This is a genomic window from Mesorhizobium sp. M2C.T.Ca.TU.002.02.1.1 (assembly GCF_003997225.1).
The window spans coordinates 1-1,577 of sequence record NZ_RZTO01001112.1; the positions used below are offsets into that span (position 1 = coordinate 1).

The 1,577-nt window shown below is 64.2% G+C and carries 2 protein-coding genes and 1 pseudogene; 2 read left to right on the forward strand and 1 reads right to left on the reverse strand.

From position 1 onward, the window contains the following. Window positions 1-425 (reverse strand): MFS transporter (locus tag EOD07_RS33860; RefSeq protein WP_127238304.1); only part of this gene is annotated, 425 nt, incomplete at its 3' end. A 116-nt stretch (window positions 426-541) separates the two neighbouring features. Between EOD07_RS33860 and EOD07_RS33865 the strand changes: the two genes are divergently transcribed. Together EOD07_RS33865 and EOD07_RS33870 are read left to right on the forward strand one after the other, a co-directional pair. Continuing rightward, window positions 542-1,207, forward strand: coding sequence for a GntR family transcriptional regulator (locus EOD07_RS33865; RefSeq protein ID WP_127238305.1), 666 nt, complete (start codon window positions 542-544; stop codon window positions 1,205-1,207). Window positions 1,208-1,322: 115 nt separating this feature from the next. Further along, window positions 1,323-1,577: pseudogene (locus tag EOD07_RS33870) on the forward strand (lipopolysaccharide biosynthesis protein); the annotation flags it as partial.

Below are 1,577 nucleotides of genomic sequence, written 5' to 3' on the forward strand. Positions count from 1 at the left end.
CGTTCCTTCGGCGTCTGCATCGCCACCAGGATCGTCGAGCCCGACGAATAGCCGCCGGCGAAACCGATCAGCAGCCGGAGCAGCACCAGTTGCCAGACGCTTTGGACCATGCCGGTCAGCGACATGCAGATCGCCATGCCGAACGAAGCGCGCACCAGCATCAGCTTGCGGCCGTAGCGGTCGCCCAGTCGTCCCCACAACGGCGCGACCAGCGCTGCCGCGAAGAAGGTCGCGCCATAGGCGATGCCCGACCACTGCACGATCGCCGCGTGGCCTTCGGCGCCGAGCTGCTCGACGTAAAGCGGCAGGAACGGCAGCAGCAGCGTCATGGCGATAAGCGTGCTGAACGAGCCGGCGAAGCAGACGGCGAGGTTGCGCCGCCAATGGATGTTGAAGCCGCCTTGTTCGGTGCTTTTCTCTGTCATGACATGCCTGCCGGAAATCCGGGTTGTTGTGGATACCGTTTTGGGATACCAAACCGGTATCCGTCATGAACCTCAAGCTAGCCGCTGTCAATGCGGCGTTGGAAAGCGGGATGACAATGTCGCAGATGCAGAATGTCGAAAGGCAGCTTCGCGAGATGATTCTCGGGCTGGAGATCGGCCCGGGCGAACGTTTGACCGAGCGTTGGATCGAGAGCCGGTTCGGCGCTTCGCGCACGCCGGTGCGGGCGGCGTTGCTGCGCCTGGAAACGGAAGGGCTGATCGGCCGCGATGGCCGTGGCTGGACGGTAGCGCCGATCAACCTCGCCGAGCTGGGGCGGATCGCCGTCTACCGCGAGGCGGTCGAGGTGGCGGCGGTTCGCCTGACGGCGGCGCTCGACGACCGCGGCGGCATCGACGTGATCGCGGCGATGCTCGATTCCTGCGACGCCGAGACGCCGCGCGAGGAATGGCATCGCGTCGGCCTGGATTTTCACATCGAATTGGCAAGGCTTTCCGGCAACGAGTTTCTGCTCAGGGCTGTTCGCGACGCGATGACCAGGCTGTCGCGGGCGCGCTGGCTGGAGGTGCGGGATGAAAAGGCGCTCGGCCGCGCCTGGGCCGAGCACCACGCCATCCTCGCCGCCGTCAGGAGCGGCGATGCCGAGCAGGCGGCGCGGCTGCTTTCTTCCCACATCGCCGGCAGTCGCGATCGGCTTGTCGCCTCGCTGCATGACGACCGGCGCGGCTTGCGCGCCAGAGGGTTCGCCGTTGTCGCAGCGTAAAGTCTCTTGGGGCCATTCGCATTAGCAGGCTTGCAACATGGCCGGGAGAATGCTGTAGGAGACGAGGGGGATGAAGGTAGACTACCATTGACCATCTTGCTGAACTCGCGGACGCATGGCCTCAATCTCACGAACCGCCGCAAAGCTGTTCTACTACGCGCGCAATTTCGCGCGTGACCGCGCACCGCAATCCCTGTTTCGCGACCGCCTGGCCAATCGGCTCGAGCAGGCCAGGCTTTCAGGCAAGACGGTTCGCGAGCGACTGAACTACTACAACAAGCTGGAACAGCCGTTCGTGCCCAGTCTGGACGCCATGGCCGTCGGCAAGCTGCCGACCGCTTCCAGCATGTATTATTACGACCTTAAGGAA

What these genes read in the sequence shown, in the direction of transcription:
- EOD07_RS33865 (WP_127238305.1), top strand. Translation starts at nt 542, where the DNA reads ATGTCGCAGATGCAGAATGTCGAAAGGCAGCTTCGCGAGATGATTCTC.